Genomic DNA, 14,815 nt, shown 5'->3' with positions numbered 1-14,815 from the left:
AGCCCTTTATTTTCAAGGCTTGAAAGCGGTTTTCATCAACACATTTTGTCCTATAACTCGACTTTATTCTAAATTAGAACGCCGGTTTTCTTATATAAAGTGTCTTTCTGTGACACGCTCTCCTTTTTCAAGATGAACGAAATTACAATCCCATTTTCCAGATAAAAGCTTTCTTATAATATTGCAGTCGGATGGCTCCACCGCCAGCTTCTTATTTAGAAGTTCTGCAGGTCTTTTCAGTCCATCTTTGGTTTTCTTTATATCATAGCTTTGCGTATCTATTAAAGTAATCTTCTCATAACCGCCATAGATTGTATCTAAAACTTCCATCCCCCGTTCTCTGCCATAAGCAGCAAGAACGGTACTGCACTGGCCTCCAATGGACTCCTTGTCAATTGTCCACGCTCTTGTCGCATAAAGAGAATTCTTATCCACATGATTCTCCAAAAGCTGGTGGATGCAGTCGTGGAAACGTGGCATTACAAGCTCGGTATTCCAGCTCACAATCCCTTCCGTGCCCCGCCCGCACAATCCATAGGTGAGCAGGATTATATCCACATCCTGGTGCCTGTCAATCTCCTGCTGCAGCAGATTTCTTAATACAGACGGGTTTCTATGCAATCCACGTTGCAGATATACAACAGGATATGTTATATTTAATTGTTTTCTGTACTTTTCAATTTCATCCTGCTGCATTGCACAGGCAATCAGAATTTTCTTTTCCAAATGATTTCCTCTATATTTATATATTTTTCTATATCCTTTTGCATATAATATCTAAAAAAGGGTATGCCTCATGAAATTCAAATCAAACTGCTTTTCCAGAAAGGCTTTGCTTTTTTCCTACCGTAAGCCTGCCCTGCATACTAAATTTACTACAATTCAAAGGTCTTTTAAAGAAGTAAAAAATATACTGAACAAATAAACGATAGCTTCATCATTCCTTATTTACATCTACAGAACCTGCCACGGGCAGCTTCTTACGGATTTTTTATAACAAAAAAAAGCACCAACCCCATGGCTCCACGTCCACAAAATCGGTACTTTACATGCGCCACCAGGGGTTCGAACCCTGGACACCCTGATTAAGAGTCAGGTGCTCTGCCAGCTGAGCTAGTGGCGCATTGCTTAACGCAAGGACTATTATATAATAGAATTTATCGAATTGCAAGTAATTTTTTATTTTTTTTAAAAATTTTGTAAATTACATATTAGCAAATAATGCCGCAATTTCTTCCGGTGTCATCATATGATTCGGGTCAGAATTTGCCTCGATAACAGGCTCTGCTGCCGGTTCTTCCACAACCGGTTCTGACACAGGTTCCTCTTCCGTTATCGGCTCAGATTCTTCTGAAATAGCATCTTCTGTTACAACTGGTGCTTCTTCAGCTGCTGAATCTGCATTTGCAATCAAAGCTGCAATCTCTTCCGGTGTCATCATATGATTCGGGTCGGAATTCATTTCCATAACCGGTTCATCAATGGTATTTACCATTTCTTCTGTAAATGCAGGTTCTTCCGGTTCTTCATCTGCAAATCCAAGTGTATCATCAAAACCAACTGGTTCTTCTGGTTCCGGTTCATTGTTTTCTTCTGGAGATCCGGTTTCTTCTGCTACTTCTTTTGTAGTTTCAGCTGCTTCGTCATTTCCGAATAAAGCATCTATATTTAATAAATCATCTTCTGCTAAATCCGGCATATCCTCTACAGTTGTCTCCGGTTCTGTTGCCGGTTCTTCCGGCATTACTTCGTCGATTGGTGCTTCCGGTTCCTCCGGCATCACTTCGTTGATTGGTGCTTCCGGTTCTTCCGGCATCACTTCGTTGATTGGTGCTTCCGGTTCTTCCGGCATCACTTCATTGATTGGTGCTTCCGGCTCTTCCGGCATCACTTCGTCGATTGGTGCTTCCGGTTCTTCCGGCGTTACTTCCTCAACTGGTGCGGCTGATGATGGCTGTACCGGTGCTGCTGTATAAGTAACAGCTGGCGCACCATTTATTTTTCCAACTTCAGCTAATATGGTATTGTGGATGGATAATTCCATTTCTTTCACGGAAGCTACCATTTCCTGCTGTTTTAGCAGAAGGTCTTTATTGGCATTCTCAACTACGATACGCTGCTGCTCTAACATGTTCTTCTCAAGATTATCCAGACGGTCGGAAAGATTAAATATCTGCTCTAATAATTTGTCGTTGGAATTCATCAATGCATCGGAATTTTCTTTGTTACGGCTTATGGTAACTTTGGCAATGGATTTCTGTGCATCTATGATGTCCTTTGTCGGTGAACCGGCTGCCTCTTCGATACGATCAAGCTGATCCGCAATATCCTCAAAGGATTTGCGGGTTACAAGATAAGAAGCTTTTTCTGACTTAAACAGATTATCATACTGTTCGTACTGGTCAATCTCTTTCTTATAATTTTTCTGGATTGCACTGGCAATCAGAATATAAATATCAGCCAGTGCTACAACTGTAAGTACAATCAATGCCACATAATTGGACGGATAGTTAATCATCACATATAATTCCCCTAAAACCAGCACTGTTAATACCAGTACAGCCGTCACAATTCTCAGATTGTAAGAATCCTTCTTTTGTTTGATGTTCTGCTTTGCTTCTTCCATTGTAAAAATCCTCCATGATTTTTTATTTTTCACTAAATCGCAGGAGCAAACCGTAAAAACCTGCCACTATACTGGCAGTTCCCTGGATATGTCCTGCAGCCGGGTACTTACTTTCCCTGTAAGTATAATTAATTTTATTCTATCACAGGTAGAATTTTCCTTCAAGAAGCCTTTTCCAAAATAGAAATGAAAATTAAGATAGTTTGCTAGTTGATACCTTTACATATGAACTGATTTAAAAACTGATTTTTATCACATGGTCTGCCAAAAAGATAGCCCTGCAGATAATCAGCATATATTTCTTTCAGCTTTTGATACCACTCTTCTTTTTCTACACCTTCTATACATATTTTGATATCTATACTATGTACCAGTTCAACTATTTTTTTTAACAGCTCAAAGTCCCTTGTTTGACTCATAGCTTTTGCTGTAAAATTATTATCCAGTTTCACATAATTAGGATTCATGTTTACAATACAATGTAGATTCGAAAAACCTGTACCAAAATCATCCAGAATAAACTGTATTTTTTTCTCTTCGAATTTCTTCCGAAGCGTATAAAAATACGGTGTCATATCCGTATATCCGCTTTCTGTCAGTTCCGCACACAGGCTCTCCGGCGGAAGATTATATTGTTCTATAGACGAAAGTATGTCCTTCCAGATATCACTTTTCATCATCTGAATATAAGATATATTTACATTAACCTTAAATCCCGGTATATACTGCCGCATTTCATGGCACATTGCCGCAGCTTCATTTAATACAAATCTTCCAGCCGGAATAATAAGCCCGGTTTCTTCCAGTAATGGTATAAATTCCACAGGCGGGATACTTTCTTTTTTTCCACCTGAATACATGGAAAACCTCATAAGCGCTTCCGCACCAATTATATTTCCCGAGGAACAATCTATAATCGGCTGATAGTATACTTCAAATCCTTCAAATTCATTTGTCACGGCACCTCGAAGTGCACTTTTTATTTTCTCTTTTTTTAAAAATAACTTATAATCTTCTTTTTCAAAAAAATATACTCCGTTTCCTCCCATGGACTTTGCCTGTTTTAAAGAGAAAACCGCTATTTTACGATACTCGTCATAATATTTTAAGAGCTTCGTTGCATGGATAATTCCGGTAGATACTGTAAAAACCACCTTATATTTTTCAGAAATAATAAAATCTTCTATTTTTTTACATATTTCCTTCTGCAATAGCATAACATCATCTCTTGTATGGCTTTCCAGATCAACAATCATATACTCATCTGCAACAAGATGGTACAGCTGCTGGTTATCAGAAAGACATTCCTTGATACCGTCAGCAACACTTTTCAACACATAATTTCCATAATCTACGCCTAATGTACCATTAATCGCATTAAATCCATCAATCCCTATATGTATTAAAAATACTGACGAGCTGTCTTTTATATGGGAAGAAACAAAGGAATACATTTCTCTTTCACCCAAAAGTCCGCTGACATTATCTGCCCACTGTATATTTCCAATTTCGTTTACACAGCCTATAAGATAATGAGGTTTTCCATCGTTATCATTGATTACCTTTCCACGGCAGTTAATCCATACCGGCATCCCTTCTTTATCAAGCCATCTGTAATGCAGATTGTGATTTTTTTCGTTTCCATCCGCAATCCGCTGTAAATGTTCCCTAATCATCGGGCGGTCTTCTTCATATACAAAATAGCGGACACTGTCGGCAGCATTATCAAATGAATTGCCCGGCATCTTAAAACGCTTCACCGCTGCCTGTGAAATGATAAGGGTATTTTTCTGTAAATCTATAATATAAAGATAGTCATCCATACATGGTGCAAATACTTCTATTAAATCTTCTGCTCCTATTTCCTTGAGCAGTCTGCGTATGTTTGTATCCATAGTATAAGTGCCTTTCTTATAAAATTTTTATACTGATAAACTTTCTATTCTGTGGTAGAAATTATAGCTGGAAATCATTATCGTATTATACTGTTTTTTCTGATTCTGCCAATTTAAATTTACGAATCATTTCACGCAGATTTTCTGATTCGCTGCTCATCTCCTGGCTGGCAGCTGCACATTCCTCAGATGTTGCAGAATTGGTCTGTACAACATCATTAATTTGTTCAATTCCTTCATTAATCTGCTGGATTTCTGTTGTCTGTGTTTCTAACGTTTCCGCAATATTTGTAACTTCTTCTGTAATTATTTTAGAGTTCTCTGCAACATCTTCCAATTGCGCCGCAGTCTGTCCTGCAATCACCATACCCTTTTCTACTGCCTTCACAGAGGTTTCAATCAACATTGCAGATTCTTTCGCTGCCTGGGCACTCTGGTCCGCTAACGAATTTACCTGATTTGCTACAACTGCAAATCCTTTTCCGGCTTCTCCTGCCCTTGCTGCTTCGATAGAAGCATTCAATGCAAGCAGATTTGTCTGGGAAGCAATTTCATTAATTGTTGCAATAATTTTGTCAATTTCTTTTGATGCTTCACTAATTTCATTCATGGAATCAACCATTTCATGCATCTTACCATTACTTTCTAAAATGGCATTTCCAAGCTCATCCACCCTTCCACTAATTTCTTTTGCAGATTTTGAATTATTTTCTACCTGTTCAGATACACCTGCAACTGTTGCTGTCAGTTCCTCTACTACTGCCGCCTGATTTGTAGCTCCATCTGCAAGATCATTAGAACTTGATGCTACCTGGTCTGCTGCACTTGAAACTTCATTGGAAACATTTTGAATTCCTCTAATCGTTTCTCCTATACTTTTTTCAAATTGCATAAAAGAATTTAAAATTCCGACAAAATCTCCCCGCCACTCTACTTCCGGTTTAACATCAAAATTTCCTGCTGCAAACAATTTCATTGCACGGTCAATATCGTCTACATAGCTTCCCAGGATACGGATTGATTTACGCATACTGTGTGCCAGTCTTCCAATCTCGTCTTCTGAACGATAATCCAGCGTACTGTGTAAATTTCCTTCTGTCAGTTCCTTTGCGACATCCTCAACTGCCCGTAAAGGTTCAAGAATTGTATCCAGGACTTTTTTACCTGTTTTCTTTGTCAGTGTCCATGCAAAAATTAAACACACTATAATACATACAATTCCTGCTGCAGCAAAAATAAATGTAGTTCTGGCAGCCCTGCTGCTCTCCTGGTCTGTTATATCATCTAATTTTATTGCGATTTCCACCGCTTTATTTAATGCAGGTGTGCAATCATTCATGATTTCATCAACTGCTTCTTCCTTATCACCACTTTTAATTTCTTCTATAATGGAATAACCAATATTTCCCCAATCCGAAAGGGCTGATGAATATTCCTCATAATCTGAGTCAGGAATAATTCCGGTTCCCTTTAAATTTTTCAGTTCAGAATCAACTTCTTTCAGCAGCTTTTCTACTGTTTTCTCATAACTGACATATGAAGAAGTATCATCATCTAATGCCATTTCCCTGATATTTCTTGCTGCCGCATTCACATTAATTCTACATATTTTTACTGCCTGATCTGCTACAGTAACATTTTCTATATAATGTACCATATTAGCAAATAAAACACCTATGACCACTATAGAAAGCAAGCCTGAAATTAACATCATAATAATGACTTTTCTGTAGCCATAGTTTATCCTTTCCTGCAGATGCATGTTTTCTAATTTCCCTTTCATTTTATCTTTTTGTGAAAACATTGATTCTTATTTCCTTTCTCTTTATTATATTTCTCTTTTTTTCCAGAACTTGTTATATCAGAATTTTTTCAAAAGTCAATGACTTTTCAGCTTTAATTTTAAATTCTATTTTTTTGATAAAATTTAACACTTCCTGCTTTGGTTTTTCGTCATTTTTATAGACAGCTATTTACAGTATTTTTCTATAAAAACGGCCGCACCATCATTCTATAGCAGCAAAAGCCATCTTATCGTCTGGCCATGATTTTCTGAGTGCCACATAAGAAATCAGAAAATTTGCAAGCCAGCCAGCCGGTACAGCAAGCCAGACAAATGCAATGCCAAAACGCGGTGCGAGTATCAAAGCAACTGACAGACGAATTGCAAGATTTACCATATTTGCAATGAGAAATGGACGCATGATTCCAAGTCCCCGAAGAACTCCGTCTGTTGCCATCTTGATACCCATGAAAATGAAAAAGAAGCCGAGCCATCTCATATAATCTCCAGACACCTGATATGCCAGCGCTGTTCCATCTTTACCCAGAAATAATGAAGAAATCTGTGTATGCAGTGTTTCAATGACTATAAAAGCAAGGACTGCAAAACATAAATCTAACACCAGTGCAGCGTGGTATCCTTTTTTTATACGCCCGATTTTCTTTGCGCCAAGATTCTGGGAAACATACGGCGAGACTGCATTGCCTATGGACACAAATATCAGTGAAAAAACATTCTCTACCCTCATCGTTGCCGCATAACCTGCAAGAGCCTGTGTACCAAACGGATTTACAACCGCCTGTACAATCATCATACCAATTGACACTGTTGACTGCTGGAGGACCGACGGTATGGCAATGCGGAGCATGGAATGTAATTCCCTCCCGTCAAACCAGCGAGCCGGACTCTTATACTGGCGTATCCGGTATAAAAAGATTAAAAACGAAAATATTGCCGAAATACCTTGTGCAATAAGCGTGGCTAGGGCTGCACCGAATACGCCCAGACCAAGGCCTGCTACCATCCAAAGATCCATTATAATATTCAGAACAGAAGAAAAAATCAAAAGGCATAATGGAATCTTTGATTCACCGATTGAAGTAAACATCGTTGAAAGAATGTTGTACATAAACAGAAACGGAAATCCCACAAAATAAACACGAAGATATAGTACTGCTTCCTCCAGTATATCAGCGGGTGTCTGTAATAAGTCCATCATGGAACGTGAAAAACAAAAGCCAGTAACTCCCAGAAGTATGCTAAGAACCAGAAAACTAATCAATGATGTTGATACGATTGTTTTCATTTTACTATAATCTCTGGCACCAAAATAACGGCTCACAAGTACACCTGCACCTACACCTGCACCAAGTGCTATACAAATGAATACATTCGTAAGGGCAGCACAGGCACCAACAGCCGCAAGGGCAGAAGATCCAACAAACTGACCCACAATGATTGAATCAGCCATATTGTAGACCTGTTGAAAAAAGCTTCCGAAAATCATTGGCATTGCAAAAACAGTCAGTGCTTTAAGGGGTGCATCTGTAATTAAATATTCATCTTTTGACATGATCTTCTTCCTCTGTAACTATTTTAAAGCACTATTACTGCGGCATCAAGTCCCTCAACTTTTCCGTCAAACAGTTCTTCTCCAAGCAAATTATATTTTCCCTCATACTCATTAAATCTCTTCTCACTGCTGCTGCAGTTAAAAATCAATGCCATAGTTTCTTCACCATTTTTTCTAATCAGAACAATGGTTTCTTCCTCATCCCTTGTGATTGCCTCAATCAATTCACCTTCTACGATACATTTATATTTTTTTCGAACCTGTAACAGCTGTTTATACCATTCAAACATCTCTTTATCCTGGTATTCTTCATCCCAGTACATGCCACGTCTGCAATCCGGATCGTTTGCTCCCGGCATCGCATACTCATCTCCATAATAAATCATCGGCATTCCCGGCAATAACAATTGAAAAGCTGCTGCCAAATGCTGTTTTTTCTTATTATTCTTACATAAATGTAAAAATCTTGCTGTATCATGGCTGTCTATCAGATTCCACATAAGAGGATAACATTTCTTATTTAAGCGTCCTTTCAAATATCCAAGATTCTGTATAAACTGGCTGACCGTAATCTTTTCATCTGCAAGCAGATCTATCATATTCAGATAAAACGGATAATTCATGACCGTATCCCATTCATCTCCTTCAAGAAAATCTCCTGCATAATGCCAAATTTCTCCAATTATCAGCATATCTTTCTTTACTGCCTTAACTGCTTTTCTAAAATTCTTCCAGAAAAAATGGCTGATTTCATCTCCTACATCCATTCTCCATCCGTCTATATCGCATTCCCTGATCCAATAGCATGCAACATCTGTAATAAATTTTTCAACTTCAGGATTTTTCAGATTTAATTTTGGCATTCCACCATAATAACCAAAGCATTTGAAGTTTGGAATCTCTCCCCTTTCACTTTTAAGTGGAAATTCATCAATAAAATACCAGTCCAGATATTTAGACTTATTTCCCTTTTCCAAAATATCTTCAAATGCAAAAAATTCATTTCCTGTATGGTTAAACACCGCATCCATAACCACTTTCATTCCATATTCATGCGCTTTTTGTACCAGCTCTTTAAGATCCTCTGCTGTTCCGAATGAGGGATCTATCTGATAATAATCAATGGTATCGTATTTATGGCTTGAATTTGATTTAAAGATTGGTGTCATATATAAAACATCAATTCCAAGACTATGGACATAATCCAGATGTTCTATAATTCCTCTGAGATCACCATGCAGATTATCCATAGACGTAACTGGTGCTTTATACCATACTTCCTTGTCTACCGGCTGTGATGATGCAAAGCGGGACGGAAAAATCTGATATACGACCTTATTTTCTGCCCACTTTGGCACCACAAACATTTCTTCCTCCCGTAGATTCTGCGGGCAGTCAAACATTCTGTCTCTGTTTGTAATACATTCCTTACTAAACTCATAATTGCCGTAATATACTTTTTCCCCCTGCATATCCGTAAATTCAAAAAAATAACGGAGACATATCAGATGCATCTGTATCTGCGCTTCATAATAATCCTGAAACTGTGAGGTCGCAACCTTCTTCATTGGAATTGTCTTTCGCGTATCCTTCCATTCCATTGGTATATACTTATCCTCATAATGAAGAATTATTTCCTTTATATCATCTCGTTTTACCTGGATGCGTATCACAAATAAATCCTTATCTATTGCATAGCAGAATCTTTTGTCCATATCATGAATAATTGCAGAGTATTCCATTCATTTTCTCCTTTACATATTCTGTTTTCTTCTTTCGTATTACTTACTTTTTCTATATCTTAACGTGATAATCCTGGCTTGTCTATAGATAACTTCCTCTGCAGCTTGCCGATTGACAAAAATATCCGAATCTCTGTTATCCGTCTTTTATGTCAATGACATTTTCTCCTTTTCCCTGAACGAAAAAAATCACCCAGACTAGAATTTTTAATCTAATCTGAGTGATGCTTCGTCAGGCCTGTTTTCATCTCTGTAAAGCACCTTTCAGTGCTCGTCCGGTGCTCGGAGCACCCGGAGGATGTAACCATTCCGTTCCATCGAGTTCACACAGTTGGCCACCATTACGATTCAGCTTGTAACAATGATCACTTGGTTTTCTTATTAGATTAACTATATTATAACGTGCTGTAGGTCGGATGTCGATGATTTTTTGACCATATTTATTGTTTTATATGTTACTTCTCTATTAGTTCTGCAAACTAGAATTTATTACTCCATCAAACTGGAAGTTTCCATTTATTTCTTTTTGCGGTATTTGGGTTCAATACCTACTACATACGCTACCATAGCCGCAATACTAATAAGCATTGCACCCAATATAGGTATAATAATCAAACCCGAATTCTGCCCATCTAATAAAGGCAATCCAATTAACGTAAACAAAATACCATACACGCACCACAATATGCCCAAAGCACGATTATAGCCTTTCAAATCTTCTATGGGCGCTACCTCGGCATTTGCCCAAAAACCGAAAGGTTTTGCTTTCTTGGAATTAAAATCATAAATGCCCATTACAATAAATAATACGCCGATTATTACCCAAATAACAAATGCTATTAATCTTCCTTCCATAATATGTATCCTTTCTTTGTAGTTCTGTAAATTCAAAGCTTCGCGAGCTTTGTACTTTCTTTAATTTTCTCAGTATTACTGAAAGTTTCAAGTGGAAATTATCAAATCAATTTTTTCGCATTATCTGCATTCAATTCAACATATCCACATTTTGGACATACATAACATGAAACAGTACTATTCTTTTCATTCTCAAAGATACCGTTTTTCTTATTAGTTAAATAAACAACCGTACCTACTGCATCTCCTTTTAATTTTGCTTTAATCATTTCCTCTTTACATCTTAAACAATCCATCTTTATTCCTCCATAAACTTCAAATTTGTACATATCTTTTTACACAGTATAGCATATACCTATCTCTATGCACATCAACAATTTAATCATCCTTATCCTCCTGTCGATCCAAATGCCCCGGTTCCACGTTCTTCCCATGATTCAAAGGTAAAATCTGGTATCAGAACCGGCATGATCACAATCTGCCCGACTTTGTCACCTATCTTATCATCTGCTGCGCCTGCCAGTTGTCTGCAAGATCCGGCACATAATGAAGCATATCCAGATCAATTCTCTTTCCGATCAGCACATCCATTTCCACACCGTCATCCAGATTGTTTGGATCAGCTACCCTGATGCCGATTGCCGGTATTCCATGCATGCCAGACAGTTTCTCGCCTTATGTGAAATTCTTGAAATATACGATATCTATACAGAGTTTGTTGGCCAGAGTCCTCTTAATCCATTCCGGAACCTGAATGAAAATGGAATGAACAAAGTGCTTGAATATATCAGCGATCTGGAAAGCACCGGCAACTATAAACCGGCAGAGATCATTCCTATCCATGTGATCAGGGAAAGAAAAGTATTTTACAATACCGTTTCCGCTGGTACCGGCTCTTTTCTTGATAGTGACGAATATGAGATATTCTCCTCTCCTGGCATTCCGGAGGCTGCCACATTTGGCGTATATGTAGATGGTGACAGTATGGAACCTAAATACCATAATAAGGATCTCATCTGGATTGAACAGACAGCATGCCTTGATGATGGCGAAATAGGTATCTTCTATCTTGATGGAAACGCATATGTGAAGAAATTTCAGAATAACAGACTCGGAACCTACCTCATATCACTGAATAAAAAATATGATCCGATTCCGGTTACAGAGAACAGTTCCTTCAAAATATTCGGCCGTGTTCTTTCATAAGTCCTTTTTTTGGAACACTTAAAACTGTAGGATTATTATAGCGGAACAGACCTGAACAATTCTGAATTTGGAGGTGCATATATATGAATACTGATATGGATATAGACATAAACACCATGACAGACACAATTACCTGCAGACTTGTTGAAGCGAGGGCAGATCTTGGCATTACCCAGAAAGAACTTGCATCAGCAACCGGCATCAGCCTGAAAACTATTGCCAATATCGAGTCAAAACAGCATATTCCTTCTCTGCTATACGCCATGAGAATTGCAGATTTTTTTCACAAACCGGTAACAAGCCTATTCTGCTATCATCTTGGTGTTCAGCAGACTCCCTCTAAAGGAGATGATCTGAATGAATAATAAAAAAATGTTAGATTTCCAGACAATCGCTGTTGATTTTGATGGCACTCTCTGCTACAGCAAATGGCCGGAGCTTGGTCAGCCAAACCAGGCACTGATCGAATATCTCCAGGAATGGAAACGCAATGGCAACAAACTCATTCTCTGGACCTGCCGCGCCGGTGAAGCTCTGTCGAATGCTGTCGAATGGTGCCGGGAACAGAATCTTGAATTTGATGCAGTTAATGACAATCTTCCGGAAAACACAAAGGCATAGAACCCGTAATGGGGCTATGCCTTTGTGCTTATTCTAGCATTCATTTTTAGTTAGTGCGGGTTATTTACCTAATACAGTTCTTCTCATAATAAAAATCTGTTAGTTAAACTTTTTCAAATTTTGCTACTTCATCCGATAAATCTTCCGAAAGGTTCTTATTTTCGTCCGCCTGCACTGTAATTGCTGAAATTGCTGTTACAAGTTGTGATATCTCTTGTGCTACGTTTGTAACACCTTTTGCAGATTCTTCAATCGCTATAGAAATGTTATTGATACCTTCATTCATATCATTCATTGTACCTAAGCTATCTTTTGACTTAACTGCAAACTCGTTAAATGTATTACTTGCCTGATCAGAATCAGCATCATAATTTCCAATAATTTTTACAAAGTTGTCATAATCAAGTGCTACCTTTTCATCTACAAAACGAATCATTTCCGTTGCATTTCCAGACAGATTGTTTACTGCCTCAATAACTTTTCCACTGATTTCCTGAATATTGTTTGCTGTCTCACGTGAACTATCTGCAAGCTGTCTGATTTCATCTGCAACGACGGCAAAGCCCCTGCCTGCTTCCCCTGCTCTTGCTGCTTCAATCGATGCATTAAGTGCTAGAAGATTTGTCTGTGCTGCGATATTTAAGATATTTTCTGTAAGTTTTGCAATTTCATTTACAGACTTAGATGCTTCTACTGCCTCCGCGACATCCTTTTGAATGCCATCAAATGTTTCTACTGTTTTTTCTTTTGATGCAATCGCTTCTTTATAGCTATTTTCTGCAGTAAGCTTCACTTCATGCATCTTCATTGCAGAGTTCTTAGCATCCTCATTCATGCCTTCCATTTTCTTTAGCAGATTATTACATCCTTGGGCTAAATCATATAGAGAAGCAGATACCTCTTCCATGGATGCTGCAAGTTCTTCCGATGTTGCACTCACATTGGATGCACTCATATTTGAAGATTCCGCCTCATTTTGTACAAGATAGGAAGATTCTTTCATATCTTTTGATACACTCTGAATCTTTACCATAAGATTTTGTAATGTTTCAATAAAATGGTTGACACCATTTGCAAGCTGACCAATTTCATCACTGGTTTCATCAAATACTCTTAACGTAAGATTACCCTGTCCTGATTCTATACCTAAAATGATATCATCCAAATCATTCTTTGCTCTTTTTGCTGGACGAACAATGGACTTATTAATAACAATCGAAAGAAGTACAATTACAATAATATCAGCTACCACAAGTGCAAGATCAAAAATGATGCTTCCATTTATTCTGTAGTTGATATGTCTGATGGCTTCTGCCACTTCTCCTTTTGCTGTTTCAAAAACCGCGGTATCATTATTTTCCACTGCTTCTTCATATTGTTCAAACTGTTCTATAAGCACATTATTCTTTCCTCGAATAGCTTGTAATGCCATTAAATTCAAGACTGTAATCAAAACTGCAAAAAAGCCTACAGACACTAACATTGTTACTAACTTTTTTCCCAAGTTCTTTCTCTTTTTCATGTTTATTTTTCTTCTTTCTGCGAAAGGCACCAATGCGTTATGTTTTGGAATTTTTTACCGTTATTCTACCCCACCCCACAAAATTTTGTCAATACTTTATTCTCTTGATAGAAAATTTTAATCTTTACTCTGATGAGGATGGCGTGAAACACATCCGTATCAAAGCCAGACCTAATAAATGGCATGAGAATGACTGCCCTTTCTGTCACAAATCATGTCCTGCTTATGACAAACATTCCAGCAGACCAACCACTTGGAGGGGGCTGGGAAACTGTAGGCCGCTGTGTCAATCGTGCTCTTCATGATTTAGAACCGGAGCGCTCAAGAAGACTTGATGGTCTGGTTAATATCGGCATTGACGAAACCAGTTACAAAAAGGGGCACAAGTACATTACAGTAATCGTTAATCACGATACCAACACAGTGGTATGGGCATCGGAAGGCCATGGCAAATCCGTTCTTGAAAAGTTTTATAAACAGCTTACTCCAGAGCAGCTATCCAGCATCAAGGTTGTTACAGGTGATGGTGCCAAATGGATCACAGAGTGTGTAAATGAATACACTCCTGACTGCGCCCGTTGTGTTGATTCCTTTCACGTAGTCGAGTGGGCTATGACAGCTCTCGATGAAGTCAGAAAAGATATCTGGCATGATGCCTACAGCGAATATAAGCAGATCAAAAAAGATAATCCATGTGGCAAGGGTCGTCCTAAAAAGGATGATCCTGAACTTGCTATTGTGAAAGCAGCTAAAGCTAAAGCAGATGAGATAAAAGGCTCTGCATACATGATAAAGGTTCTCTGTTTCCTTTTTGATACCAAATATCATATGCATTATATAATATCTTTCTAAACTCTTCCATGTTTCTATTATTGATAGTATTAAAATCTCCTATGAGAATATACTCTTCGTTAGAATGTTTCTGTAAAAATGAATACAATTCATTCCAAAATTGTTTATCATATTTGGGTGGAATTGGTTATCTAATTAAC

At 38.0% G+C, this 14,815-nt stretch carries 14 protein-coding genes and 1 tRNA gene; 4 read left to right on the top strand and 11 right to left on the bottom strand.

Translation table 11 applies throughout. From position 1 onward, the window contains the following. Positions 1–90: 90 nt before the first annotated feature. The 10 genes from DXB39_RS14190 to DXB39_RS14820 all read right to left on the bottom strand — a co-directional run bounded on the left by DXB39_RS14190 (position 91) and on the right by DXB39_RS14820 (position 11,131). A complete protein-coding gene (locus DXB39_RS14190; RefSeq protein WP_117842350.1) occupies positions 91–726 on the bottom strand; it encodes a DUF1638 domain-containing protein in 636 nt (211 codons plus the stop codon). A gap of 324 nt (positions 727–1,050) precedes the next feature. Continuing rightward, a tRNA-Lys gene (locus DXB39_RS14185) sits at positions 1,051–1,123 on the bottom strand. Between the two features lie 81 nt (positions 1,124–1,204). Then, positions 1,205–2,626 (bottom strand): hypothetical protein, encoded by a 1,422-nt coding sequence (locus DXB39_RS14180; RefSeq protein ID WP_117842349.1) that lies wholly within the window; start codon positions 2,624–2,626, stop codon positions 1,205–1,207. 206 nt (positions 2,627–2,832) lie between these two features. Then, positions 2,833–4,521 carry an EAL domain-containing protein gene (locus tag DXB39_RS14175; RefSeq protein WP_117842348.1) on the bottom strand — a complete coding sequence of 563 codons (1,689 nt, stop codon included), beginning with the start codon at positions 4,519–4,521 and terminating at the stop codon, positions 2,833–2,835. 85 nt (positions 4,522–4,606) lie between these two features. Next, entirely contained in the window at positions 4,607–6,325 is a 1,719-nt protein-coding gene (locus DXB39_RS14170; RefSeq protein ID WP_117842347.1) for a methyl-accepting chemotaxis protein, read from the bottom strand. A gap of 202 nt (positions 6,326–6,527) precedes the next feature. Further along, positions 6,528–7,877, bottom strand: a complete 1,350-nt coding sequence (locus DXB39_RS14165) for an MATE family efflux transporter (protein ID WP_117842346.1) — start codon at positions 7,875–7,877, stop codon at positions 6,528–6,530. A gap of 23 nt (positions 7,878–7,900) precedes the next feature. Then, complete coding sequence (locus DXB39_RS14160) at positions 7,901–9,619, bottom strand: glycoside hydrolase family 13 protein (protein WP_117842345.1); 1,719 nt, start codon at positions 9,617–9,619, stop codon at positions 7,901–7,903. A 516-nt stretch (positions 9,620–10,135) separates the two neighbouring features. Then, a complete protein-coding gene (locus DXB39_RS14155) occupies positions 10,136–10,474 on the bottom strand; it encodes a hypothetical protein (RefSeq protein ID WP_117842344.1) in 339 nt (112 codons plus the stop codon). A gap of 101 nt (positions 10,475–10,575) precedes the next feature. Next, entirely contained in the window at positions 10,576–10,770 is a 195-nt protein-coding gene (locus DXB39_RS14150; RefSeq protein ID WP_117691176.1) for a hypothetical protein, read from the bottom strand. A gap of 199 nt (positions 10,771–10,969) precedes the next feature. Further along, positions 10,970–11,131, bottom strand: coding sequence for a hypothetical protein (locus tag DXB39_RS14820; protein ID WP_158564740.1), 162 nt, complete (start codon positions 11,129–11,131; stop codon positions 10,970–10,972). 108 nt (positions 11,132–11,239) lie between these two features. Between DXB39_RS14820 and DXB39_RS14140 the strand changes: the two genes are divergently transcribed. The 3 genes from DXB39_RS14140 to DXB39_RS14130 all read left to right on the top strand — a co-directional run bounded on the left by DXB39_RS14140 (position 11,240) and on the right by DXB39_RS14130 (position 12,301). Next, positions 11,240–11,680, top strand: a complete 441-nt coding sequence (locus DXB39_RS14140; protein WP_242997871.1) for a S24 family peptidase — start codon at positions 11,240–11,242, stop codon at positions 11,678–11,680. A gap of 83 nt (positions 11,681–11,763) precedes the next feature. Beyond that, positions 11,764–12,045 carry a helix-turn-helix transcriptional regulator gene (locus DXB39_RS14135; RefSeq protein ID WP_117699037.1) on the top strand — a complete coding sequence of 94 codons (282 nt, stop codon included), beginning with the start codon at positions 11,764–11,766 and terminating at the stop codon, positions 12,043–12,045. Further along, positions 12,038–12,301: a hypothetical protein gene (locus DXB39_RS14130; RefSeq protein ID WP_117842343.1), complete on the top strand. Its 264-nt coding sequence runs from the start codon at positions 12,038–12,040 to the stop codon at positions 12,299–12,301. Before DXB39_RS14135 ends, DXB39_RS14130 begins: the two co-directional genes overlap by 8 nt. Before the next feature lie 103 nt (positions 12,302–12,404). Here DXB39_RS14130 and DXB39_RS14125 read toward each other — a convergent pair whose 3' ends face one another. Beyond that, complete coding sequence (locus DXB39_RS14125; protein ID WP_117842342.1) at positions 12,405–13,823, bottom strand: methyl-accepting chemotaxis protein; 1,419 nt, start codon at positions 13,821–13,823, stop codon at positions 12,405–12,407. A 225-nt stretch (positions 13,824–14,048) separates the two neighbouring features. Here DXB39_RS14125 and DXB39_RS14120 point away from each other — a divergent pair, with 225 nt between their 5' ends. After that, positions 14,049–14,675 (top strand): transposase, encoded by a 627-nt coding sequence (locus DXB39_RS14120; RefSeq protein WP_158566002.1) that lies wholly within the window; start codon positions 14,049–14,051, stop codon positions 14,673–14,675. Positions 14,676–14,815: the final 140 nt, after the last annotated feature.

Source organism: Roseburia sp. OM03-7AC, assembly GCF_003462625.1.
GTDB classification, from domain to species: domain Bacteria; phylum Bacillota; class Clostridia; order Lachnospirales; family Lachnospiraceae; genus Roseburia_C; species Roseburia_C amylophila.
Note: the sequence above shows the minus strand (reverse complement) of the source record. Positions and strands in the feature narration are given on the sequence as shown.